The following is a 22,039-nucleotide window of genomic DNA, read 5'->3' as shown; positions in this document are numbered from 1 at the left end:
TTATTAATCTTCTTTTTTCAACACATAGTGCTCTGCCAAAGAACCTTCAATTTTTTTACCTTCCATATCTAAAGCAGTTGCAGTATTTTCGCCAATAAAGAATTTACGATTTTCAGCTTTATTATCTAAGGTAATGATAGAAGTGTTGTCTTTATCGAAAGCAAACTTACCATGAGTTTCAAATGGTTTTGTATCACCTTTGCCTAAGTAAGTTTCAGTCAATTCATAAGTTTTATCATCTTTTAATTTTAGTTCTGTTTTGATGCCTTCACAGTCTGCACATGGAAGGGTACCTGTATATTTACCATTCCAATCTAAAGAATTTTCTGCTGTGTGCTCAGTATCTACAGCAACAGCACTACTTGCTTCACTTGTTTGTACAGGGGCAGAAGCATCAGAAGTTGTTTCTGTTTTATTTTCATGTTTGTTACATGCGACAAGAAGAGTACTCATAAGTGCAATTGCTAATAATGATTTTTTCATGATTAAGAAAACCTCAAAAATAAAAATAAAAAGTCTTTAAAGCCTAGAAAAAGATCATAAAAAATAAAAGCGTTTGTATGTAGTCAAAATTTAACAAAAGGTAAAGTGTATATTTTTTTGTTCATTTAAACGATTTTTATTGAAATATATAACGAGTAAAAAAAGTATCCACTAACTGAGTTAATGGATACATCTAAAAAATTATAGATGAGCAGAAACTCCACCTAGAGAATCACACGCTGATTTATAGAGTTCATATTGTTTTTTTACTACCTCGTCTAAAGGCATTGCAAATAATTCCTCACCATCTTTATAACTTTCTACATAAGAGGTCGCTTTTTCTTTACTTACTGCTAAAGTTTGTTGGTAATAAGAATTAATTGAGCTATTTGAAATCTCCCTAGTTTCTACGTTTTTACATTGGAAATTATTTAGAAGTTTTTCTGCGCGTTTGACCTCACTAGATTGGCCAAAAATACACCCAGTTAAAAATACAAAAGGTACTAACACGAAAAAGATTTTCATGGAAAAAAATTTATAAGAGCGAGGATGGGCGCTATTGTATAAATAATTCCATGCTTTACTGTGGTTTTATGTTAGACATTGATGATTTTTTAACTCATTAAAATAAAAAAATTGTTTCCAAGTTTGTAATGACCTCTTTTTGTATATGGTGCATATTTTGCTTATTAAATAAAGCCATTAATAAAAATGAGCCAAAATGAATCGGATTCAACAATTTTCTCATACTTCTTTAGCACCATTTTGGTATGCGCAATTAGAACTAGGTTTTTGTTTTAAAGAAAGTCGCACCATAATGAATCATAGAAAACATTATGGCCCTGTTCGGGTGCAAAAAATGCTCTGGCCTGAAAAAACTGGAGTTTGCCACGCTATTATTGTTCATCCACCAGCTGGCATTGCAGGAGGCGACCATCTTACTTTTCAAATTGAAACAGCTGAACAGGCGCATGCCGTTATTACCACGCCTGGGGCTGGAAAATGGTATAGAACAAATGGTAAACAGGCTTTTCAACATATTTATTTGACTGTAAAAAATGACTCTATTCTAGAGTGGATGCCTCAAGAGACGATGTTGTTTGATGGTGCTGTAGCGCACTCAGAAACACATATTCACCTTGAACAAACAGCAAGTTTCATTGGTTGGGATATGCTGGTATTGGGACGGCAAGCTCGAGCTGAAAATTTTGTTCAGGGCAGTTATCACAACCAGTTTAAGTTATGGCGTGAAAATAAATTATTAGTTGCCGATACATTATATTTTGAGGGAGGAGATCGCTGGTTAAGCTCATGTTTAGGAATGAATAATCAGGCTGTAATGGCAAGTTTCTGGGCTGTACCGCCTGAAAAATTTCGCTCTCCATTTTATTTAGAACAACATGTTGAACTTGTCCGTGAGTTAATCATGCGTATGGATGCTCCGGTTACTTTGACTTTATTGGAAGATGTGCTCTGTGCACGTTTTTTAGGGAATGATGTACGGCATTGTCATGATGCATTTGCGGCCATACGCGCAAGATTAAGACGTTATTGGTTTGATTTAGATGAAGAATTTCCAAGAATTTGGAAAACCTAACTTACGTTAAATTGCGTATTTTAAAAACGATTAGAACAAGTATGCTGCTTTTGAGCACGCATTTTGCTTAAAGAAAACTAGATGCTATTAGGAAAGAGATATGGAACTCAATCCAACAGAGAAAGATAAGTTACTCATTTTTACCGCAGGCTTGGTGGCTGAGCGTCGTAAAGCACGAGGTTTAAAGCTGAATTATCCGGAAGCAGTTGCCTTTATTTCAGCCGCCTTACTTGAAGGTGCACGAGATGGAATGACAGTGAGTGAACTCATGCACTTTGGAACGACTTTGTTAAAGCGTGAAGATGTTATGGATGGTGTAGCGGAAATGATTGCTGAGGTTCAGGTCGAAGCAACTTTTCCGGATGGTTCGAAATTAGTCACTGTTCATCAGCCAATCGTATAAAAGGAGCAGTTATGATCCCCGGCGAAATCATTACTCCAGAGACTGACATTGAGCTAAATGTTGGGCGTGAAACTTTAAAAGTTATGGTGGCTAATGTTGGTGATCGACCTATTCAGGTAGGTTCGCATTTTCATTTTTATGAAGCCAATGATGCACTACAGTTCGACCGTGAAGCTGCAAAGGGTTTTCGGTTAAATATTGCGGCGGGCACAGCAATCCGTTTTGAACCGGGCCAAAGCCGAGAAGTGGAACTTGTCGCTTTAGCTGGTAAGCGAGAAGTATATGGTTTTGCAGGCCGAGTCATGGGTAAGTTGGATTAAACATAACAACTATAATGAAAGATATGAGTAAAAAATTATGAAAATGTCACGTCGTGCATATGCTGAGATGTTTGGTCCAACGGTCGGAGATCGTATTCGTCTAGCTGATACAGAGCTCTTTATTGAAGTTGAGCAAGATTTAACGACTTATGGTGAAGAAGTTAAGTTCGGTGGTGGTAAAGTCATTCGTGATGGCATGGGACAATCTCAACTTTTAGCTGATGAAGTTGCTGACACGGTCATTACCAATGCTTTAATTGTAGATTGGTGGGGAATTGTAAAAGCTGATGTTGGCTTAAAAAATGGCCGAATCTGGAAAATAGGAAAAGCCGGCAACCCCGATATTCAACCTGACATTACCATTCCTCTAGGTGCAGCAACAGAAGTGATTGCGGGTGAAGGGCAAATTTTAACAGCAGGTGGTATTGATACCCACATTCACTGGATTTGTCCTCAACAAGTTGAAACCGCGCTGATGTCTGGTACAACAACAATGGTGGGCGGCGGTACAGGACCAGCAGCAGGAACTTCGGCAACCACAGTGACTCCAGGTCCTTGGCATATTGCGACCATGTTGCAGGCGATAGATGATTTACCTATGAATATTGGTCTGTTAGGTAAAGGTAACCTGAGTTTGCCAGACCCAATTCGTGAGCAAATTAAGGCTGGGGTAATTGGGCTAAAACTGCATGAAGACTGGGGTTCAACACCAGCAGCGATTGATAACTGTTTGAGTGTGGCAGATGAGTTTGATGTTCAGGTCGCTATTCATACGGATACATTAAATGAGGGCGGCTTTTTAGAAGAAACACTGGCCGCATTTAAAGACCGTACCATTCATACGTACCATACAGAAGGTGCGGGTGGTGGACATGCTCCAGACATTTTAAAAGCAATTGGACAAAGTAACGTGTTGCCATCTTCAACGAATCCAACGCGACCTTATACCATTAATACTATTGATGAGCATTTAGATATGCTCATGGTTTGTCACCATTTAGACCCTGCAATTGCTGAAGATATTGCTTTTGCAGAAAGTCGTATTCGCCGTGAAACCATTGCTGCCGAAGATATTCTGCAAGACCTAGGTGCAATTGCCATGATGTCTTCTGATTCTCAGGCGATGGGGCGCGTGGGTGAGGTGATTTTACGAACTTGGCAAACTGCACACAAAATGAAAATTCAACGTGGCCCTCTAGAGGGTGACAACGAGTTTCATGATAACAATCGCGTTAAACGTTACATTGCTAAATATACAATTAACCCAGCCATTACCCATGGTTTAAGTCATGAAATTGGTTCGATTGAGGTCGGAAAACTTGCTGATCTGGTGTTATGGAAGCCGGCTTTTTTTGGTGTAAAACCTTCCATGATTATTAAAGGCGGTATGATCGCGGCGGCGCCGATGGGTGACATTAATGCCTCCATTCCGACACCTCAACCAGTTCATTATCGTCCAATGTTTGGCGCCTATCCGCGTGGTGTGCATAACACTTGTATTACCTTTTTATCTCAAGCAGCCATTGATGAAAAAGTTGCTGAAAAATTAAACCTCAAGAAGTTAATTAGTCCGTGTAAAAACACACGCGAAATTAGCAAAACTGACATGAAACACAACACATATTGCCCTGTTATGCATGTACATCCCGAAACTTACGAGGTACGAGCTGATGGTGAACTATTAACCTGTGAACCTGCTGACGTATTACCAATGGCTCAGCGTTATTTCTTGTTTTGATAAGTTTTATTGAAATGATTTTGTTTTATGAATTTATACATATGAACTGAATAAAGGAGAGAAAAATTAAATGAAAATCTATACCCAACGTCTTGAAGATATTTCTCCTGATCAGGCATTTGAAACGGTTGAACTAACTTTTGATACCCGTCAAAAATCACGTTTTCGAGCGGCCTTGGCAAGTGGCGTAGATATTGGAGTTGATTTGCCACGTACTGGAATTTTGCGTAGTGGTTCATATATTGCAACCCAAGAGGGTGATGTATTACGTGTTGACGCAAAACCTGAACGTTTAATGCAAGTTAGTGCTAAAACCGATTTTGATTTACTTAAAGCTGCCTATCACTTAGGTAATAGACATGTACCATTAATGCTCACACCTACAGCTTTGTATTTTGAGCCTGATCATGTGCTTGCAGAAATGGTAGAAGGATTGGGGCTTATAGTGACTGAAACAGATCATCCTTTTGAACCTGAAAGCGGTGCCTATGCTCAGCATAGTCATGACCATCGCTTAAGCCCAATCAAAGCTTTACACCATGTCCATTCATAATGCTGCGCAATTACTGCAATTGCTGACACTGTCTTCAACGGCACTGCCAGTTGGAGCGTATTGTTATTCACAAGGTGTGGAAACAGCCATCGATATTGGCTTAATACACGATGAAAGCTCGGCAATTGCTTACTTTGAAGAAGTTCTTGAAATGCTGTTAGTACGGTTTGAGCTACCGGTACTCAAACGTCTTATGCAACATTATGATGAACCAGATGAGTTCCTGATTTGGGCAAATTTATATAAGGCGAGTCGAGAAAGTAAAGAACTTTTGGCTGAATCGCAGCAGTTGGCATTTTCTTTGAATGCATGGATTAAAGATGTTTTAAAAAAAACGGTTGAGGTTAAAAAGCAGTTTGGTTTTGTGCCTGTCTATGCGCAGCTTTGTGGGCGTTTAGAGCTTAAAGAAGAGGATGTGCTTACCGCTTATACTTTTACTGTTTTAGAAAATCAGGTTTTGGCAGCAGTAAAAACGGTTCCATTGGGACAAATGGCTGGGCAAAGAATTTTATGGCACTTGCATGGTTTAGTACCAGAGGCAGTACAGAAAGCTTTGAAACTTAATGATGAACAATTAAGCAGCGCTTTACCTCGTTATGCCATGTTGAGTATGAAACACGAAACACAATATTCACGGTTATTCAGATCTTAAGTTTAGGAAAAAAGGATAAAAATCATGACAGAACGTAGCCCGTTAAGAGTTGGGATTGGTGGACCAGTAGGTTCGGGTAAAACAGCACTTACGCTTAACTTATGCCGTGCCTTGCGTGATAAATACAATATGGCTGTAGTGACAAATGATATTTATACCAAAGAAGACTCAAACTTTTTAACCCGTAATGAAGCGATGTCGCCAGATCGTATTGTGGGTGTGGAAACAGGTGGTTGCCCACACACAGCAATTCGTGAAGATGCCTCAATTAACTTGGCTGCGATTGATGATCTATGCGAAAAATTTGATGGCTTAGAGCTTATTATTATTGAAAGTGGTGGTGATAATTTAGCCGCGACATTTAGCCCAGAGCTCTCTGATTTAACTTTGTATGTTATTGATGTGGCAGGTGGAGAAAAAATCCCTCGTAAAGGCGGGCCGGGTATTACCAAGTCAGATTTACTGATTATTAATAAAACTGACCTTGCACCAATGGTCGGTGCAAACCTTGATGTCATGGACCAAGATGCGAAACGCATGCGCGGTGAAAAGCCATTTTTATTTTCAAACATGAAAACACAAGATGGTCTTGAACAAATTATTCAATTTATTGAGAAACAAGGGCTGTTTAAGGCTTAAGGAGTAACTATGAACTTCATTAAGAAATGGGGCATTGGGCTCCTTAGCATGTTACCGGCATTAGCCATGGCACATCCGGGACATGATCATGCACATTCAGGGTTTATGGCAGGTTTTATTCACCCTTTTACTGGGCTTGATCATTTAGTCATGGCTTTAGGTTTTGGTATCTTGTTATGGTCAGCCGCTAAACAATGGAAAATTGCTGGTGTCATTACACTAAGCATTACTTTGATTGTAGGTTTTTTAGTAGGTGCTCAAGGTTTAGTGCCAGCCAGTATTGCTGAATACGGCATTATTGCTTCTTTGATTGTTACAGCGATTGCACTATGGACAAAATCAAATCGAATTTTGCCTATTGCTGCCGCATTACTCGCAAGCTTTCATGGTATAGCGCATGGTGTTGAACTCGCACATGCGGGACATATTGCTGCATTAGTAGCTGGTATGGTTACTGGTATGGCACTTATCTATTGCTGTGGCTTAGCACTAGGTGCATTGTTTACGCGATATGTTCCTTATGGCAAAAAAATTATGGGTACTTGCGCAGCAATTGTTGCAGTAATTGGTTTAAGTTAATTAAACCCTTGCAAAAAAAGGTAGCTTTAAGCTACCTTTTTGGATTTGCAAAATAAAATGTGTGTGCATAAAAATATTTATCCTGTTTTTACAGCGCTGATTATCTTTTACAGTGGATATGTTCAGGCCTATGATTTTTTTCAACCAGAAAGTGATTCTACTTTACTAGATACAGAGCAGTTATTAGATCAATCAGATTTAAACTTGGAACAAAGGCGGTTAGCCATTGAGCATGATGATGAAGTTAATAACTATAATGTGCTCAAAAACGAGTTTTATTCAAATGAGCGTTGGGTAATTTATAATTATACGGCCTATGATACCGGGCAACTTCAGAACAAAAACAGTAATGGTTTAACGAATCATTTTAATATTCAAGATTTATCTATTTCAGTTGGATATGGAGTTAATTATAGTGTTAATCCAAGACTGAAAATTGGTTATGAATATATTTCGAGTTTTCCTTATGATCGAGGTCAACTCATACGATTTTTTACGATCTATTTATTCTGAAATAAAAAAATAAAATAATCTAATTCAAATAAATAGATCAGGTAAATTAATTCTTTATAAAATTCTACATGTTTAAATTTTCTGATAAAGCCCTGCGTGGACAGTACCTGCTTTAGTGGTTTTCACTTGTTGCCATGATGCAGGAAGATGAAGCTGGGATAAATCTCGGTCAGCTTCAATATAAATGTATCCATTATTTTTGATATGTGAATCTGCCAATTGAGCGAGCTCTTGCCATAGATCGAGACTATAAGGCGGATCTAAAAAAACGACATCAAATTGTTCTTTTAAGCGCGGTAATGCTTGCTGAGCAGTTGCGTTGAATAAATGACAATTCTGCGCTTTTAAAAGCTGGATATTCTCTTTTAAAAATCGTGCTTGAGTCTTATCAGGTTCAATCATATAAACAGATGCGGCACCGCGTGAAAGTGCTTCAAAGCCTAATGCACCAGAACCTGTACAGATATCGAGAACCTGAGCATTTTGAATGTCCCACATGAGCCAATTAAATAACGTTTCACGAACACGATCTGGGGTGGGTCTTAAACCTTCAATACTTGCGAATGGTAAAACTCGTCTTTTCCATTCGCCCCCAATAATGCGTAATTGATTTTTCATTATTCATCGATCTCATTTGTAGCAGGGCGAGCAGGAGTAGCTTGTGGAGCAGATGCTGCGGTAGTTGTAGCAGGTGCAGGCGTAGAGCTAGCAGTTTCGCCGCCACTTGGAAGCTCACCCGGTTTAATTCCTGCTGTCATAAGGCCACCATTAATTTGATGGTTGGCTGGACGAATCGGATTTTTATTGCGGGTTAATAACCAGTAATCAAATATCGGCTTAGCAAGTTGAGCTGCGGAACCACCATGACGACCATTTTCCCAAATCACCGCAATAGCAATTTCAGGTTTGTCAGCAGGTGCAAACCCAACGAATAAACCATGGTCAAGTTGGCGTTCACTAAGCGCAGCTTCGTTATAACGTTTACCCTGTGCAATACTTTTAACCTGTGCTGTACCTGTTTTTCCGGCAATTTGATAAAGCGATGTACGGATACCACGTCCAGTACCTGATTGAATTACATCAATCATGGCTTCTCGCATTTTTACCCAGTCTTCGTCTGTACCGTTGAAATTAATTTTTCCATCAGGCGCATTACGGACTGTAAAAGGTTTTGCACCATGCGATGCACGTAAAACATGTGGAACTACATGAGAGCCGTGATTCGCTGTAATAGCAGTTGCCATTGCAAGTTGTAATGGAGTTGCAGTAAATGCACCTTGACCAATACTGACTGAAATTGTTTCACCTTTCATCCATTTAGTTTTGCGTGTACGCATTTTCCATTCTGGACTTGGGTATAAACCTTCACTTTCACTTGGTAAGTCGACACCTGTTTTTTGACCAAAGCCAAATTGGCGCATCCATTGGTTCATCTGGTCGATGCCCATTTGATTTGCCAAAATATAAAAATAGGTATCGCAAGACATGATAATGGCTTTGTGCATGTTCACGATGCCATGACCAGTTTTTTTCCAGTCACGGAATTTGTGAGAGTCACCAGGTAAATGGAAGTAACCTGGGTCAGAAATAGCAGTAGACCAGTCGACAATACCATAATGTAAACCGCCCATCGCTTCCATTGGTTTAATGGTCGAACCAGGAGGGTATGCCCCTTGAACAGCACGGTTATAAAGAGGTTGGTCGATGTTATCACGTAGAGAGCTATAATCTTTATGATTAATACCCGTCACAAATAAGTTTGGGTTAAAGCTTGGGCTTGAAACCAATGCAAGAATTTCGCCAGTACGTGGGTCTATTGCAACAATTGCACCACGGCGACCAGCAAGTTGCTGTGATGCTACAACTTGTAAACCATAATCTAATGATAAATAGAGATCATTACCACGAGTTGGATCTTTACGTCCTAAATGACGCAATACATTACTATGTGCATCGGCTTCTACAGATTCATAACCCGGTGTTCCATGAAGTAAATCTTCATAGCTTTTCTCTACGCCAATTTTACCAATCAGGTTTGTTCCAGCATATAAATCTTTATCAATACTTTTTAATTCTTTATCGTTAATACGGCCAACATATCCAATCACATGAGCAAACAACTCACCATGCGGATAATAGCGCGTCATTTGGGTTTCAATTCTCACCCCAGGGAATTTGTATTTAACTTCACTAAACTTGGCAATATTTGTCTCGGTCAAATTTAGTTTAATGGCAACACGTTCAGTTTTACGCGCCGTTTTAATACGACTTTTAAAACGGTCTACATCTTCTTGAGTAAGTTCTAAAATTGGTTGTAATTGTTCAATAACGGCATCAGGATCTTCAACGTCTGCCTTACTTAATGTTGCGGTAAAAACAGGATAGTTATCTGCTAATAAAACGCCATTACGGTCATAAATATAACCACGAGCAGGGGGGAGAGGTTGTAAGCGAATACGGTTTTTATCCGATGCGGTCGAGAACTCATCGTAATGAAAAATTTGCAGATAAGCGTATCGGCTGGCTAGTACCAATAGACAGATAATCACAAGACCTACGGCAAAAAATATACGACCTCGATAAATGCGCTTTTCTTGCTGGATATCTTTTAAAGGAAAGTGCTGTTTCATACGGATCGACTTAATGACATAGGGTGAGAAAAATAGCTGCTTATTCTAACGCAAGCGCAGTTAAAATATCGCATAATTTTCAAAGTTTCAGTGAAGAGGAAAATTGGCTTTTTTGACTTTGTAGACAACAAAATTGTAGAGTCTTGTATATAAGAAGCAAAATAATTCTGTTAAAGTCTTTCATTCAATAGAATAGGGTTATTCTCACTATACGATTAGGGAAAATGGAGAAAATAATGAGAAAAATTTATCCCTTACTTGCAGTTTTGACAGTAAGCAGTTGGGCGAATGCTCAAGATTATTCATTTCTTCCAGAAGCAAAATTAGCAGATCACAAAGCGTCTACTTGGAATGTAGGTGCAGGTTTTACTCAAAAATTGTTACATCTTAACGGTGAGTGGGTAAATCCTTATGGTATTGCCTATGCCAAGGTTGGTGCATTTTTAAATGGTGATAAAACGGCTGGTGGACAGGTTGGATTTCGCTATCCTTACTATCTGACTGGAACAGATAAAAATGGCTACTATATTGGCTTTTATGCTGGACACCTTGATAGCAAGCCGGTAGATGGAGAGTATAAATCTCGTTTAGGTGCTGGTGTCGATTTGGCATATGTATTGTTGAATTCAGAAAGAATTAGTACTTTTAGTGTCGGTATTGGTGCAGCTGAAAAACTAACTGACCAGAACGGAGCAGTTGCTGCGAAGACTAAACCACAAATTCAATTTTCTTATTCTCTAAGTTTTGGTTTATAAAACAAAGCAGTTTATCGTTAACTCGCCATAAGCAGAGCACAAATAAATACGAGAGTCTTACATGTTAGAGTACGTCAGCGGATTGTGGCAGACCTTTTTACACAGACCTGATTTTTGGGCCGTTTTAAGTATCATCCCAGTTACTGCCTTTGTCACATGGGCACATGTGTGGATGGCGTTAAAAATGGTATTTTACCCAATCAAATTTTGGGGATTCCATTTAGGTCCATTACCAGTAGGTTGGCAAGGTATTGTGCCACGTAAAGCTGGACGTATCTCGGGTATTATTACCGACAATACATTATCTAAGTTAGGTTCATTGCGTGAATTTTTAGAAGCAATGGACCCTGAAGATATGGCACGCATTATTGGTGAGCAGGTTGGATTTGAACTTGAACATCTGATTGATGAAGTCATGATCGATCGTAATGCCGTACTTTGGGAAAATTTACCTTATTCAATTAAACGCCGTATTTATGCACAGGCGCATAAACAATTACCCGGTGTATTAAGAGAATTAGTGACTGAGCTGACTATGAACGTCGAGTCACTGGTGAATATGCGTGAAATGGTCGTGAGCCAGATGGAAGGTGATCGCCGTTTAATGGTACGTATGTTTTTAAAAGTAGGCCAAAAAGAGATCAACTTTATTTGGCATATTAGTGCTTTAATCGGGATGTTCTTTGGTATTTTCCAAATGGTTGTCTGGTTCGTTGTACCTTGGCACTGGACTGTTCCGTTTTGGGCTTCAATTTGGGGTTTTTTAACCAACTGGATTGCAATCTGGATGGTATTTAATCCAATTGAACCAAATTATATTCGTTACCCACAGATTTTTAGATTAACAAAAGACCGTAAGTTCCCTTGGATTGTGCCAGTTCTTCGAATTGGGACGTATAATTTCCAAGGTGCTTTCATGAAGCGTCAAGAAGAAGTCTCTGATGTGTTCTCAAGTGTAGTTACAGAAGATCTGATCACCTTAAAATCGATTATGACTGAAATGATGTATGGGCCGCGTAAAGATAAGACGCGCCGTATCGTGAAGCGTCATATTAACGAAATTATGGAAACACCACTTGTTCGTACATCTTTACAGCTTTCTTTAGGGCCAAGAGAGTACGCAAGATTAAAGACGGACTTGATTGATCGTTCAATTGAAATTACGATGGGACCCGTATGTGACCCTGCACTAAATGCAAGCCGGGCACAGAAGATTTTTCAAATGTTTAAAGAGCGTATTCGTGAACTAACACCAAAAGAGTTTCAGAATTTATTACGTCCTGCATTTCAAGAGGACGAGTGGATTCTTATTGTATTAGGTGGGGTAACCGGATTTATTGCTGGTACAATACATTTGTTTGTAGCTTTCTTATAATTCGACGTCGGGCAGGATCTATTGAAGATTAATGAGACTTTTTCTGCCAGACTTCATTCATTGTTTTAAATGAGGATGTTTTTTATGCGCATTATCTTACTCGGACCACCTGGGGCAGGCAAAGGTACTCAGGCTCAGTTGATCTGTAAGCGCTACAATGTCCCACAAATTTCAACCGGTGATATGCTCCGTGCTGCGATTCGTGAAGGTACTGAACTTGGTCTAAAAGCTAAAAGCGTAATGGAATCTGGCGGTTTAGTTTCAGATGAACTTATTATCGGTTTAGTAAAAGAACGTATTGCTCAACCTGACTGTGCAAATGGCTGCATTTTCGATGGTTTCCCACGTACTATTCCTCAAGCAGAAGCATTGGAAAAAGAAGGCATCAGCATTGATCACGTGATTGAAATTGATGTGCCTGACGAAGAAATCGTAAAACGTCTTTCTGGCCGCCGTCAGCACCCAGCTTCTGGTCGTGTTTACCACACTGTATACAATCCACCTAAAGTGGAAGGTAAAGATGACGAAACTGGTGAAGATCTTGTTCAACGTCCAGATGACCAAGAAGAAACAATCCGTAAGCGTCTAGCGTCTTATCATACTGAAACAGAGCAATTAGTTGGTTTCTATCAAGGCCGTGCTGCTTCTGGTGAAAATGCGCCAACTTATGACAAGCTTGATGGCTTGCGTACAATTGAAGATGTACAAAAAGATTTGTTCAACATCTTAGACAAATAATTTAATATTATCTGTGATAAAGAGCCCTCTTTGTGAGGGCTCTTTTCTTTCATCAAGTGCGGGAGAACGATATGAAAATCATTTTGATTTTAGTGGTATTGCTGAGTCTGGCACTATTGTTATTTTTACTATATCAAAGTCAAAAAATGCTACGTCATGTGCAGAAACAACAGGCTTTGGAAAATAAAAAGAACGGACGAGAACGTCAACTACATCCCAAATTGCAGCAGATTAAAAAACCTCAGGATTAACTGAGGTTCTTTGTTGGAATTGCTTTTATAGCACCAAATTCAAAGCGGTCTGGCCAGTTACATACATCGGCAACCACACACTCTGAGCATTTCGGTTTACGGGCAATACAGCAGTAACGGCCATGTAATATCAACCAATGATGTGCATCTATAATAAATTCTTTCGGAATCACCTTAACTAAACGGTGTTCAACCTCAAGTACATTTTTGCCTACTGCTAAGCCGGTACGGTTTCCCACACGAAAAATGTGCGTGTCGACAGCCATAGTTGGTTGTCCGAAAGCAGTATTTAAAACCACATTGGCTGTTTTACGTCCAACACCCGGTAAAGCTTCCAAGTCTTTTCTATTGCTTGGAACCTCACCGTTAAATTGTTCCATTAAAATCTTACAGGTCTTAATGACATTTTCAGCTTTCGCGTTATAAAGGCCAATGGTCTTTATATATTCTTTTAAACCGTCTACACCTAAGTTATAGATTTTTTCAGCAGTATTAGCGACAGGATAAAGCTTATCAGTGGCTTTGTTTACGCTAACGTCAGTTGCTTGAGCCGATAACATGACAGCAATTAATAATTCGAATGGAGATGAATATTTTAATTCGGTCTCAGGAGAAGGTCTTTGTTCACGAAGGCGTTCAAAGAAAATTTGAATCTGCTTTTTCGTCATATTTTTGACGGCCATTCAGATCTCCTGTAATTGAGTGAGTTGCTGTTGTAGTTCATCAAGTTGAAGACGTTTTTTTGCATCTTCTCGAACACTGAGCTGTTTTTCCAACTTTTTAATTTGTGTGCGAATTTTAGCTAATTCAATAGTCGTTTTTGCGTCATTTACAATTACTTCTTTCGGCTTCTCAATGATTTGAATTGAAGGCAGATCATCAAGTGCTTGAGAGAACTTTGCAAAAAGTTGTGTGTCAATTTCAGCGCGTACGACAGGGCCTTTGCGATGTATACGACGTTTCTCTTCACGTTGAATATGCGCATAGTAACGTTGTCTTAAATCATTTTGTTCTGCAATTCTTTGCTGTTCATTTGGTAAAGCTTGAGTGTCTTCGACCAGATCAATACAGTCAACTGGGCAGGGTGGAATACATAACTCACAACCTGTGCATAGATCAGTCAAAATGGTATGCATGAGCTTACCACTACCAATAATGGCATCTACAGGGCAGGCATTAATGCATTTTGTACATCCGATACATTCGTCTTCACGAATAATCGCTTTCATACGTTGTGGGCGTCCATCTGCTTGTAGAGGCCAGACACTTGTTTCAGCAGGCAATGACGAACGATTTAATAGTTGTGCGAGCGCATCGGCCACTGGCTGTCCACCAGGAACACATTTATTTGCATCTTCACCTTCAGCAATGGACTTTGCGTAAGGTAGACAACCGTCACGGTGTCCACATAAACCACATTGTGTTTGTGGCAATAACGCATCGATCTCGCGTATGAGAGAAATAGATGGATTCATAGAGGAAAATAGCTTGTTTAAAACGATGCGATAATGAAGAAAAACCTAAGTAAGGTCAATGGATTTTAACGAATTTATAGGCTTTTTGATTGACCTAAAATGTAGCTAATATTGCACAATAATAGATCAAAAAAATTGAAATGATAAATGACTATTATTGATTTTTAGATAGTTTTTCTAAAATTAACTTTATGATAATTAAGAAAAATAAAATAATTTAAAATAACTATTGTTAAAATTGATGGAAAGGGATTTAATATTTTGCTGCTAAATGATGCATTTTAAAATGTATTGCACCAATTTAATTCATTACTATGCTGAGGACCGTGCATTGAAATATAACAACCTGAATGAATTCCTGAATTACGTGCAAGCGCGTGATCCGCATCAACCTGAGTTTTTACAAGCTGTCGAAGAAGTCATGACAAGCTTGTGGCCATTTATTGAAAAAAATCCGGAATATGCAGAGCATGGATTGTTAGAGCGTTTGGTTGAACCAGAGCGTGTAATTCAATTTCGTGTTTCATGGATGGATGATCAAGGCCAGACTCAAGTGAACCGTGCTTTTCGTGTTCAATATAATTCAGCAATTGGTCCATTTAAGGGTGGAATGCGTTTCCATCCATCGGTCAACCTATCTATTTTGAAATTTTTAGGTTTTGAGCAAACTTTTAAAAACTCACTGACCACTTTACCAATGGGTGGTGGGAAAGGTGGTTCAGATTTTAACCCTAAAGGTAAATCTGATGCTGAAATTATGCGATTCTGTCAGGCTCTGATGATTGAGCTTTACCGTCATTTAGGTCCAAATACCGATATCCCTGCTGGAGATATTGGTGTGGGTGCGCGTGAAGTAGGCTACATGGCTGGCATGATGAAAAAACTCAGTAATGACACTGCATGTGTATTTACTGGTAAAGGAATTTCATTTGGCGGTAGCTTAATGCGTCCGGAGGCTACAGGCTATGGTACGGTTTATTTTGCAGAAGAAATGCTAAAAACACGTGGGCTATCTTTTGCTGGTAAAACTGTTTCGGTCTCTGGTTCTGGTAACGTTGCTCAATATGCTGCGGAAAAGGCAATGTTCTTGGGCGCAAAAGTGGTCAGCTTATCGGACTCTAATGGTACTGTTTATCTAAAAAATGGTTTTACAGATGAGTTGCTGGCTGAAGTTATGGAGTTGAAAAACGTTAAACGTGGACGTATTTCAGAGTTTGCTTCTAAGCATGGCTTTGAATATTTTGAAGGTAAAACACCTTGGCATATTCCTGTAGATATTGCTTTACCATGTGCAACACAAAATGAATTAACCGATGAAGATGCTAAAACACTGATCGCTAATGGTGTCATTTGTGTAGCTGAAGGCGCTAACATGCCATCTACACTTGAAGCTGTTGAACATTTTATTGAAGCTAAGATTTTATATGCTCCGGGTAAAGCATCTAATGCGGGTGGGGTAGCAACTTCTGGTTTAGAAATGTCTCAAAATGCAATTCGTTTGGGCTGGACACATGCTGAGGTTGATGAACGCTTACATGCAATCATGAAAGACATCCATGCCAATTGTGTTAGATACGGTACTAAAGAAGACGGTACTGTGAACTATGTAGATGGTGCCAATATTGCAGGCTTTGTAAAAGTTGCTGATGCGATGCTTGCACAAGGTGTTTATTAAAATATAGAAATAAAAAATCCGATGCAAAAGCATCGGATTTTTTTAGTCTAAAAATTATTTTTTAGGCTTTTTAACCATTTCTTGTTCTACAACCATATCTAACACATCTGCTTGGCTAGATTGATCTGCTGCTGGGTTTTTCACTTCAAAACGTTTTACACGTAAAATTACGCGTTGGTTTGGATTGTGTTCAAAACCTTCGATTTGACCATAATATAATGACCAGTTTTTGTCGGCATAAGTTTTAACGCCTTTGTCATCATATTTAACTTCACGAACTTGCAAGCAAGTTTGTGGCGCAACACCCGTACAAGATTTAGTCTCTGGCGCTACTTCAAGAAAAATAGTTTTACCTTCAGACTGGTATTTTGCTTCAGGTGTCATTTTACCTGTGAACGTATATTTCTGACCTTGAGCATCAACGATTGTCAATGTTGGTTGATCGGCATTTGATGTATTAAGTTCAAATGGAATCGCACGTTTTTGGAACAGGCTGCTAGAGAATTGTTCCTGTTTCATTAATGCAGGTTCACACGCCATCATAGTCGACATTACATCAGCAGTTACGATGGTATTGTTTTCAACTTTCCAAGTAGTACCTTGGCGGTTACAACCTGTTGCTATAGACAAACGGTCGTTTGTGAAGTTAAGAACAATCGGCTTTTTAGTATTTTCAGGTTGGTATGACCATGAATAATCAGTTAAAGCTTGAGTATTAGTTGCTTTTACGCCTTGGAAAATATGCTTTTGACCTGCTTTGTCTGTCACGCTTAAGATTACCTGACCATTGCTGTTACTAATTTCAATTGGTAATTTTGCTTCACTAAAGATGCTATTAGACAATTGTTCTTGTTTCATTAAATCGTCTTGGCAAGCCATCATTGTTGATGCAAGTGGAGAGGTTACAAGCTGGTTACCTTCAACTTTCCAAGTACCACCTTGACCATTACAACCTGTGTTAATTGCTAATTTGCCGTCTGCATTAAAGTTAAGAACAAGTGGCTTAGATGCTTTTACATTTTGGTAAGTCCAAGTATATTCACTTAGAGTTGCTGCAAGATTTTGTTGTTGCTCAGATACAATTGGAGCTTGAGTATGTGAAACTGTTTGACACGCCATCAAAGAAAAAGGTAATAACGCAAGAATTAAATATTTAATTTTCATTTAAAAACTTCAAGTAAAAAAACAACAGCACTAAGCTTAAAACATTCTTAAAAAAAGAAAATGTAAACATATGATTGTTTCGGTTTTTAAAATGTATAAGTTTGTAAATTATTCGAATTTTTAATAAAAATAATGCTATACCCCGCGAAAACGGGGTATTTCCTAAAAATTAATCAAAACGATATATATCCATACCTAATGAACCCATTGTGAAGCTGCTATGAACAATCGTAAAACGATGACCAGTTCCCATAGCGAAAAATAACGGTGCAAAATGTTCAAGAGTTGGATGATTACGTTTTATATAAGGCAGTGATTGCCATTCCAACACGCCATCGTAATCTTGATGTGAAAGCTTATTAACGACAGTATTTCTAAAAGTTGAAGCCCATTCAGGAACATTTGAATTGTCACCTTGCCAAGACAACTCAGCAAGATTATGGGTAATACTTCCAGAACCAATCAATAAGATTTGCTTTTCACGTAAAGGCGCAAGCGTTTGTCCAATTCGATAAATTTCTTGAGCGCTTAAGGTCATCGGTAAAGAAATTTCAACAACGGGAATGTCTGCATCTGGATACATGTGTAAAAGAGGCATCCATACACCGTGGTCGCGAGGACGAGTACTATTGGCATGTGCAACAAAATGAGCGTCTGCTAATAACTTCAATATTTCTTCGGCAAGTTCGGGTTGACCAGGTGCACTATAGCGAATCTCGTATAACTCGGGCGGGAATCCACGGAAGTCATGCCATGTTTCTGGTCGTGTCGAACTACTTACTTCAACTGCTTTACTTTCCCAATGAGCAGACATCACGATGATTGCTTTTGGAGTTGGTAGATTTATACCAAGACGGTGTAAAGCAGGACCCACTTGTTCTGGATCAAGTGCAAGCATGGGTGAACCATGTGAAATAAACAGTCCGGGAAGGGTTTGTAGTTCCATTTCATTACACCTGAGTTGAAAAGCAGAATAGTATTCATTATGCCAAAATCAAGACATGTTAAAAGTATCTAGATTTCAACGGATTGTTCTTTAAATGAAACGCTTGTTCCATTTATGCGCGGTGATACGGATGGTTGTGATTAATACTCATTGCTCGGTATAACTGCTCAATTAATAAAACACGCACCAAAGGGTGAGGCATAGTTAGTTTTGAGAGTGACCAATGCCAAGCAGCAGCTTTACGTACCTGATCTGATAAGCCATCTGGACCGCCAATAGCCAGTACCACATCATTTCCTTCAAGCATCCATTGTTTCATGGTGTCAGCTAGCTTTTCTGTGCTGAGTTCGCGGCCACCCACCTCTAAAGCGATGAGTGTCTCGTTTGGTTTTAACGCATTTAAAATACTTTCACCTTCAATTTGACAGTATTTTAAAATATCCGCTTCCGAGTCATTTTTACCGCGTTTTGCCATTGGAAGTTCAATCACTTGAGTCTGGACAAAAGGCTGGATGCGTTTGAAATAATCTTCAAAACCAGTAAGTACCCAAGCAGGCATTTTTTGACCAATGGTCAGAATACGAATTTTCATGTGGTCTATTCAGTCAAAACAGCTGACACATTATACCTGAGGAGATGATAACCGCGGGGTGCAACTGGGCATAAAAAACGCAGTCCAAAAAATGGTGTTGGACTGCGATCAAATGATCATCTGTCTGGAGTTCAGATGACCATAGAGAATAAAAACAAGGCTATCTGTAACATAAGATAGATAAGAGTAAATAATAAAATTAATCACTCTTACTTCTTATTATGAGGATGGTTGGATATTTTTCAATCAAATTATGTAACAAAAAAAGAGAGCCGAAGCTCTCTTTTTTTTATTTTTCAATTAGTGACGCGCTGCTTTTGAACCTTCCACCGGTTTTACAATCGGTGTTTTGGGTAAAGGCTTTGGCATTGCAGTTAATGCTAAAGGTAAGATTTCATCAATGCTTTTCACAGGTTTGATTTCTAATCCTTCTTTAACATTGTCAGGAATCTCTGCCAAATCACGAACGTTATCTTGAGGAATAAAGACAAGCTTAATTCCACCACGATGTGCAGCAAGAAGTTTCTCTTTCAAGCCACCGATACGCATCGCACGACCACCAAGACTTGTTTCACCTGTCATTGCGATGTCTGGACGAATCGCAATACCAGTAAATGCTGATACAAGTGCAGTTGTTAATGCCAAACCAGCAGATGGTCCATCTTTTGGAGTTGCACCTTCAGGTAAGTGAACGTGTACATCAGTTTCTTCAAACCGAGACGCTTCAATACCAAGTTCATCAGCACGTGTACGTACTACAGTCATTGCTGCAGTAATCGATTCTTTCATTACGTCACCGAGTGAACCGGTTGTAATAAATTTACCTTTACCTTTAACAGCTGCAACTTCAATAGTAAGTAACTCGCCACCTACAGAAGTCCATGCCAAGCCATTTACACGGCCTACTTGTGCTTCATCTTCAGCAATACCAAAGTCAAACTTATGTGGACCTAGATATTCAGGAAGATTGGCAGAGGTAATGTCAAGCTGTAAGTTTTTAGACTTTTTACTTACTGCTTCTTTTACCACTTTACGCGCAATTTTAGAAACTTCACGTTCTAAACTACGAACACCAGCTTCACGTGTATAGCGTTGAACAATGTCACGAATCGCTTCTTCATGAATTGTTAACTCTTTTGCACGTAAACCGTTGTTCTTTATTGCTTTAGGAACAAGGTAACGTTCAGCAATGTTTACTTTTTCATCTTCGGTATAACCTGGTAGACGAATGACTTCCATACGGTCCAGTAACGCTTCTGGAATATTCATACTGTTTGCAGTACAGATGAACATGACTTCAGAAAGGTCAAGATCAAGATCTAAATAGTGATCGTTGAACTTACTGTTTTGTGATGGGTCAAGTACTTCAAGTAATGCAGAAGCTGGGTCACCACGATAGTCTTGTGCCATCTTGTCAATTTCGTCGAGTAAGAACAATGGGTTCTTCACGCCAACTTTTGTTAAAGACTGCACAATTTTACCCGGCATCGCACCTATATAAGTACGACGGTGTCCACGAATTTCTGCTTCATCACGTACGCCACCAAGCGCCATCCGAACAAATTCACGACCTGTTGCTTTAGCTACTGATTCACCGAGAGAAGTTTTACCAACCCCTGGAGGACCTACTAAACAGAGGATAGGGCCTTTGAGTTTTTTCACACGTGATTGAACAGCTAAATATTCAACAATACGGTCTTTGACATCATCAAGACCATAGTGGTCAGCATCAAGAATCTCTTGTGCTTTTGCTAAGTTAATACTGACTTTGCTCGCTTTGTTCCACGGCGTATCTAAAATTACTTCTAGATAGTTACGTACAACGGCAGCTTCACTAGATGCTGGCTGCATTGCTTTAAGTTTACGGAACTCAGCTTCAGCTTTTTTGCGTACGTGTTCAGGTAAATCAGCTTCAGCAAGACGTTTCTCTATTTCAGCTACGTCATCTTCAGCACCGCCATTCATATCGGAAAGTTCACGTTGAATGACTTTCATTTTTTCATTTAGAAAGTATTCACGTTGGTTCTTTTCCATTTGGCGTTTTACGCTGTCATGTAAAGTTTGCTCAATTTGCTGTTCAGCAGATTGATTCATCAAGTAGTTCATTAACTCTTGCAAATGTGCTTCAAACTCATCGTGCTCTAAAAACTTCTGTTTAATTTCAATATTTAGAGGTACACGAGTTGCTACGAAGAACATAAGTTGCAATAAGTCTTCGATTTTATTGGCAGCAGCAACAAGTTCACGTGCATTACGTAATTTTGCTTCTGCATATTGAGCAAATAAGTTACGTAACTCTTGTAAACGAGTTTCTTGAGTTGCCTTATCTACATTAATAGTCATTGGACTTAGATCATGTTCAGCAGTCAAATAACTATCTTCATCGATAATTTTTGTGAGCTTAGAACGATGTAAGCCTTCAATAAGTACTTTAATGCAGTTTTCATCATTTTCATGATTAACTACTTGTACAATCTTAGCGACTGTACCGTACTGATATAAATTGTCGTGATCAATTTCTTCTGTAAGCGAATCTTTTTGCGCAACTACAAATACTAAATTGTCACTGTTACGAGCCACATCAACTGCATTGATCGATTTTTCACGACCCACGAATAGCGCAATTTGCATGTGTGGATAAACCACGACATCACGTAAGGCTAATAGTGGTAATACACTTGGAACCTGAGGCTCTAAGTCAGTTTTTTCATTCATAATAAGTTCAGACATGGGCACTCCTAATGAGTGACAACGAGGTTGCCATGTTTTTTATAGTGATGTGTATTTCAAAAATTACAAGGGCATGACAATAGAAAATGTTGAAAAAATGACTAATTTAGTCAACTTTTTTTTAAAAATGTTATGAATCAATAGATTAATTCTTAAGAAGAATAAAATTTTGTAGTCAAGCTAAGCATTTTTACTTAATAATTAGTCTTTGCTGTACAAGTAAGGAAATCA

General features: G+C 38.9%; 24 protein-coding genes. 14 read left to right on the top strand and 10 right to left on the bottom strand.

Annotated features, from left to right (window positions below):
* Nucleotides 1-3: 3 nt before the first annotated feature.
* Entirely contained in the window at nt 4-483 is a 480-nt protein-coding gene (locus I8T81_RS13975; protein ID WP_086496318.1) for a copper resistance protein NlpE, read from the bottom strand.
* 201 nt (nt 484-684) lie between these two features.
* A complete protein-coding gene (locus I8T81_RS13970) occupies nt 685-1,008 on the bottom strand; it encodes a hypothetical protein (protein WP_198071480.1) in 324 nt (107 codons plus the stop codon).
* Nucleotides 1,009-1,204: 196 nt separating this feature from the next.
* On the opposite strand from I8T81_RS13970, the gene I8T81_RS13965 reads away from it, so the two are divergent.
* The 9 genes from I8T81_RS13965 to I8T81_RS13925 all read left to right on the top strand — a co-directional run bounded on the left by I8T81_RS13965 (nt 1,205) and on the right by I8T81_RS13925 (nt 7,477).
* The gene (locus tag I8T81_RS13965; RefSeq protein WP_019456857.1) at nt 1,205-2,080 is read left to right on the top strand and encodes an urease accessory protein UreD; all 876 of its coding nucleotides are present in this window, start codon (nt 1,205-1,207) and stop codon (nt 2,078-2,080) included.
* Nucleotides 2,081-2,180: 100 nt separating this feature from the next.
* Entirely contained in the window at nt 2,181-2,483 is a 303-nt protein-coding gene (gene ureA, locus I8T81_RS13960) for an urease subunit gamma (RefSeq protein WP_002054385.1), read from the top strand.
* A gap of 11 nt (nt 2,484-2,494) precedes the next feature.
* The gene (locus I8T81_RS13955) at nt 2,495-2,803 is read left to right on the top strand and encodes an urease subunit beta (RefSeq protein WP_019456858.1); all 309 of its coding nucleotides are present in this window, start codon (nt 2,495-2,497) and stop codon (nt 2,801-2,803) included.
* A gap of 37 nt (nt 2,804-2,840) precedes the next feature.
* Nucleotides 2,841-4,541 carry an urease subunit alpha gene (ureC, locus tag I8T81_RS13950; protein ID WP_151740841.1) on the top strand — a complete coding sequence of 567 codons (1,701 nt, stop codon included), beginning with the start codon at nt 2,841-2,843 and terminating at the stop codon, nt 4,539-4,541.
* A gap of 70 nt (nt 4,542-4,611) precedes the next feature.
* Nucleotides 4,612-5,094, top strand: coding sequence for an urease accessory protein UreE (ureE, locus tag I8T81_RS13945; RefSeq protein WP_198071479.1), 483 nt, complete (start codon nt 4,612-4,614; stop codon nt 5,092-5,094).
* Nucleotides 5,081-5,746, top strand: coding sequence for an urease accessory protein UreF (locus tag I8T81_RS13940; protein ID WP_077163548.1), 666 nt, complete (start codon nt 5,081-5,083; stop codon nt 5,744-5,746). The genes ureE and I8T81_RS13940 overlap by 14 nt, the downstream gene beginning before the upstream one ends.
* A gap of 24 nt (nt 5,747-5,770) precedes the next feature.
* Nucleotides 5,771-6,385, top strand: coding sequence for an urease accessory protein UreG (gene ureG, locus I8T81_RS13935; RefSeq protein WP_039248672.1), 615 nt, complete (start codon nt 5,771-5,773; stop codon nt 6,383-6,385).
* Nucleotides 6,386-6,394: 9 nt separating this feature from the next.
* Nucleotides 6,395-6,964: a HupE/UreJ family protein gene (locus I8T81_RS13930; RefSeq protein ID WP_151740838.1), complete on the top strand. Its 570-nt coding sequence runs from the start codon at nt 6,395-6,397 to the stop codon at nt 6,962-6,964.
* Between the two features lie 57 nt (nt 6,965-7,021).
* Nucleotides 7,022-7,477: a hypothetical protein gene (locus I8T81_RS13925; protein ID WP_151740892.1), complete on the top strand. Its 456-nt coding sequence runs from the start codon at nt 7,022-7,024 to the stop codon at nt 7,475-7,477.
* A 72-nt stretch (nt 7,478-7,549) separates the two neighbouring features.
* Here the strand turns inward: I8T81_RS13925 and rsmD are convergent, their stop codons facing one another.
* Nucleotides 7,550-8,095, bottom strand: coding sequence for a 16S rRNA (guanine(966)-N(2))-methyltransferase RsmD (gene rsmD, locus I8T81_RS13920; protein ID WP_151740837.1), 546 nt, complete (start codon nt 8,093-8,095; stop codon nt 7,550-7,552).
* Nucleotides 8,095-10,107 carry a penicillin-binding protein 2 gene (mrdA, locus tag I8T81_RS13915; RefSeq protein WP_198071478.1) on the bottom strand — a complete coding sequence of 671 codons (2,013 nt, stop codon included), beginning with the start codon at nt 10,105-10,107 and terminating at the stop codon, nt 8,095-8,097. Before mrdA ends, rsmD begins: the two co-directional genes overlap by 1 nt.
* Nucleotides 10,108-10,343: 236 nt before the next feature.
* Here mrdA and I8T81_RS13910 point away from each other — a divergent pair, with 236 nt between their 5' ends.
* The 4 genes from I8T81_RS13910 (at nt 10,344) to I8T81_RS13895 (ending at nt 13,226) form a co-directional block, all read left to right on the top strand.
* The gene (locus I8T81_RS13910) at nt 10,344-10,862 is read left to right on the top strand and encodes a hypothetical protein (protein WP_004703061.1); all 519 of its coding nucleotides are present in this window, start codon (nt 10,344-10,346) and stop codon (nt 10,860-10,862) included.
* Between the two features lie 61 nt (nt 10,863-10,923).
* On the top strand, nt 10,924-12,237 hold the full coding sequence (locus tag I8T81_RS13905; RefSeq protein WP_004703059.1) for a hypothetical protein: 1,314 nt from the start codon (nt 10,924-10,926) through the stop codon (nt 12,235-12,237).
* An 84-nt stretch (nt 12,238-12,321) separates the two neighbouring features.
* On the top strand, nt 12,322-12,975 hold the full coding sequence (gene adk / locus I8T81_RS13900) for an adenylate kinase (RefSeq protein WP_002117671.1): 654 nt from the start codon (nt 12,322-12,324) through the stop codon (nt 12,973-12,975).
* A gap of 71 nt (nt 12,976-13,046) precedes the next feature.
* A complete protein-coding gene (locus I8T81_RS13895; protein ID WP_004703056.1) occupies nt 13,047-13,226 on the top strand; it encodes a hypothetical protein in 180 nt (59 codons plus the stop codon).
* On the opposite strand, the gene nth is transcribed toward I8T81_RS13895, so the two are convergent.
* Nucleotides 13,223-13,909, bottom strand: coding sequence for an endonuclease III (gene nth, locus I8T81_RS13890; protein WP_004703053.1), 687 nt, complete (start codon nt 13,907-13,909; stop codon nt 13,223-13,225). The two genes, I8T81_RS13895 and nth, sit on opposite strands and share 4 nt — an antisense overlap.
* A complete protein-coding gene (locus I8T81_RS13885; protein ID WP_198071477.1) occupies nt 13,910-14,701 on the bottom strand; it encodes an RnfABCDGE type electron transport complex subunit B in 792 nt (263 codons plus the stop codon).
* A gap of 271 nt (nt 14,702-14,972) precedes the next feature.
* On the opposite strand from I8T81_RS13885, the gene gdhA reads away from it, so the two are divergent.
* Nucleotides 14,973-16,376, top strand: a complete 1,404-nt coding sequence (gdhA, locus tag I8T81_RS13880) for an NADP-specific glutamate dehydrogenase (protein WP_198071476.1) — start codon at nt 14,973-14,975, stop codon at nt 16,374-16,376.
* A 54-nt stretch (nt 16,377-16,430) separates the two neighbouring features.
* On the opposite strand, the gene I8T81_RS13875 is transcribed toward gdhA, so the two are convergent.
* The 4 genes from I8T81_RS13875 to lon form a co-directional block, all read right to left on the bottom strand.
* Nucleotides 16,431-17,540 (bottom strand): META and DUF4377 domain-containing protein, encoded by a 1,110-nt coding sequence (locus I8T81_RS13875; RefSeq protein WP_198071475.1) that lies wholly within the window; start codon nt 17,538-17,540, stop codon nt 16,431-16,433.
* Nucleotides 17,541-17,709: 169 nt separating this feature from the next.
* Entirely contained in the window at nt 17,710-18,486 is a 777-nt protein-coding gene (locus I8T81_RS13870; protein ID WP_198071474.1) for a dioxygenase family protein, read from the bottom strand.
* Nucleotides 18,487-18,598: 112 nt separating this feature from the next.
* Nucleotides 18,599-19,078, bottom strand: a complete 480-nt coding sequence (rlmH, locus tag I8T81_RS13865) for a 23S rRNA (pseudouridine(1915)-N(3))-methyltransferase RlmH (RefSeq protein WP_004703042.1) — start codon at nt 19,076-19,078, stop codon at nt 18,599-18,601.
* A gap of 300 nt (nt 19,079-19,378) precedes the next feature.
* Nucleotides 19,379-21,808: an endopeptidase La gene (gene lon / locus I8T81_RS13860; RefSeq protein WP_004703041.1), complete on the bottom strand. Its 2,430-nt coding sequence runs from the start codon at nt 21,806-21,808 to the stop codon at nt 19,379-19,381.
* Nucleotides 21,809-22,039: the final 231 nt, after the last annotated feature.

It is taken from the genome of Acinetobacter seifertii (assembly GCF_016064815.1).
GTDB classification, from domain to species: Bacteria; Pseudomonadota; Gammaproteobacteria; order Pseudomonadales; family Moraxellaceae; genus Acinetobacter; species Acinetobacter seifertii.
The sequence above is the reverse complement of the archived record's forward strand: the minus strand, read 5'-3'. Positions and strand labels throughout refer to the sequence as shown.

Coding starts and splice junctions, on each gene's coding strand:
- I8T81_RS13955 (WP_019456858.1), top strand. CDS start 2,495: ATGATCCCCGGCGAAATCATTACTCCAGAGACTGACATTGAGCTAAAT.
- I8T81_RS13910 (WP_004703061.1), top strand. CDS start 10,344: ATGAGAAAAATTTATCCCTTACTTGCAGTTTTGACAGTAAGCAGTTGG.
- ureA (WP_002054385.1), top strand. CDS start 2,181: ATGGAACTCAATCCAACAGAGAAAGATAAGTTACTCATTTTTACCGCA.
- adk (WP_002117671.1), top strand. CDS start 12,322: ATGCGCATTATCTTACTCGGACCACCTGGGGCAGGCAAAGGTACTCAG.
- I8T81_RS13885 (WP_198071477.1), bottom strand. CDS start 14,701: ATGAATCCATCTATTTCTCTCATACGCGAGATCGATGCGTTATTGCCA.
- I8T81_RS13875 (WP_198071475.1), bottom strand. CDS start 17,540: ATGAAAATTAAATATTTAATTCTTGCGTTATTACCTTTTTCTTTGATG.
- I8T81_RS13940 (WP_077163548.1), top strand. CDS start 5,081: ATGTCCATTCATAATGCTGCGCAATTACTGCAATTGCTGACACTGTCT.
- lon (WP_004703041.1), bottom strand. CDS start 21,808: ATGTCTGAACTTATTATGAATGAAAAAACTGACTTAGAGCCTCAGGTT.
- I8T81_RS13975 (WP_086496318.1), bottom strand. CDS start 483: ATGAAAAAATCATTATTAGCAATTGCACTTATGAGTACTCTTCTTGTC.
- gdhA (WP_198071476.1), top strand. CDS start 14,973: ATGATGCATTTTAAAATGTATTGCACCAATTTAATTCATTACTATGCT.
- I8T81_RS13870 (WP_198071474.1), bottom strand. CDS start 18,486: ATGGAACTACAAACCCTTCCCGGACTGTTTATTTCACATGGTTCACCC.
- ureC (WP_151740841.1), top strand. CDS start 2,841: ATGAAAATGTCACGTCGTGCATATGCTGAGATGTTTGGTCCAACGGTC.
- mrdA (WP_198071478.1), bottom strand. CDS start 10,107: ATGAAACAGCACTTTCCTTTAAAAGATATCCAGCAAGAAAAGCGCATT.
- I8T81_RS13905 (WP_004703059.1), top strand. CDS start 10,924: ATGTTAGAGTACGTCAGCGGATTGTGGCAGACCTTTTTACACAGACCT.
- nth (WP_004703053.1), bottom strand. CDS start 13,909: ATGGCCGTCAAAAATATGACGAAAAAGCAGATTCAAATTTTCTTTGAA.
- ureE (WP_198071479.1), top strand. CDS start 4,612: ATGAAAATCTATACCCAACGTCTTGAAGATATTTCTCCTGATCAGGCA.
- rsmD (WP_151740837.1), bottom strand. CDS start 8,095: ATGAAAAATCAATTACGCATTATTGGGGGCGAATGGAAAAGACGAGTT.
- I8T81_RS13930 (WP_151740838.1), top strand. CDS start 6,395: ATGAACTTCATTAAGAAATGGGGCATTGGGCTCCTTAGCATGTTACCG.
- rlmH (WP_004703042.1), bottom strand. CDS start 19,078: ATGAAAATTCGTATTCTGACCATTGGTCAAAAAATGCCTGCTTGGGTA.
- I8T81_RS13895 (WP_004703056.1), top strand. CDS start 13,047: ATGAAAATCATTTTGATTTTAGTGGTATTGCTGAGTCTGGCACTATTG.
- I8T81_RS13970 (WP_198071480.1), bottom strand. CDS start 1,008: ATGAAAATCTTTTTCGTGTTAGTACCTTTTGTATTTTTAACTGGGTGT.
- I8T81_RS13965 (WP_019456857.1), top strand. CDS start 1,205: ATGAATCGGATTCAACAATTTTCTCATACTTCTTTAGCACCATTTTGG.
- ureG (WP_039248672.1), top strand. CDS start 5,771: ATGACAGAACGTAGCCCGTTAAGAGTTGGGATTGGTGGACCAGTAGGT.
- I8T81_RS13925 (WP_151740892.1), top strand. CDS start 7,022: ATGTGTGTGCATAAAAATATTTATCCTGTTTTTACAGCGCTGATTATC.